Raw genomic sequence first — 676 nt, 5'->3', positions numbered from 1 at the left:
CAATTATACCAGAAAGAGGGGGTCATTGTTTTTTTTCTTAAAAACAGCTACAATCCTTGCAATTGCAGGGTCTTAAATAAATAAAACAAAGATAGTGTTAACACTATCTTTAAAAAAAAGAGGGTAAAAATATGAAAAATGATATAAGCAAAAACATGGAAATAATGAAGAAAGTTATTGAAGAAAAAAAAGCAAAATCTGCTATGCAAAAAAATGGTAAGAGAGCATCAATCCATGGTACACAAAGCGCATCATCAGGTAATGGTGGAGGTTTAGTTGGTAAAAATAACAGAGGGCAATGAATAAATTCTCTTGTTGTTTTTATGGAATGAATTTTATTTGCACAAGGAGATGAAATGGTAACTTAGTACATGAAAATTGTTGATAAGATGCTCATTGATGATAGAGAGCAGATGCAATAACTGTGGACATTAATGTAGAGGGTAGCAGTACTTATCAAAATGATTAGAGTAGTCACGGAAACTAATGTGTAAAACTTCATTTTGTTTAGAATCATTAAGCACTATAAATTTTATGCTCAGAGAGTAGTTAGTAATAAAAATAGACATAGCAAACAGGCCTGTACGATGCAGGATTTTTCAGGAAAAAGTTTTCAATTGTTAAACCGCTACTCTAATAAATTTAAAATACTAAAACCTGAAACTTTAAGTCCTGC

Annotated in this window: 1 protein-coding gene; it reads left to right on the top strand. The window is 30.9% G+C overall.

Annotated features, from left to right (window positions below; translation table 11 throughout):
* Window positions 1-131: 131 nt before the first annotated feature.
* Window positions 132-302 (top strand): hypothetical protein, encoded by a 171-nt coding sequence (locus KPL38_RS19445; protein WP_216290773.1) that lies wholly within the window; start codon window positions 132-134, stop codon window positions 300-302.
* The last annotated feature ends 374 nt before the right edge of the window (window positions 303-676 follow it).

The organism is Clostridium psychrophilum, assembly GCF_018861705.1.
Classification (GTDB): domain Bacteria; phylum Bacillota; class Clostridia; order Clostridiales; family Clostridiaceae; genus Clostridium_AD; species Clostridium_AD psychrophilum.
Note: the sequence above shows the minus strand (reverse complement) of the source record. Positions and strands in the feature narration are given on the sequence as shown.

What these genes read in the sequence shown, in the direction of transcription:
- KPL38_RS19445 (WP_216290773.1), top strand. Translation starts at nt 132, where the DNA reads ATGAAAAATGATATAAGCAAAAACATGGAAATAATGAAGAAAGTTATT.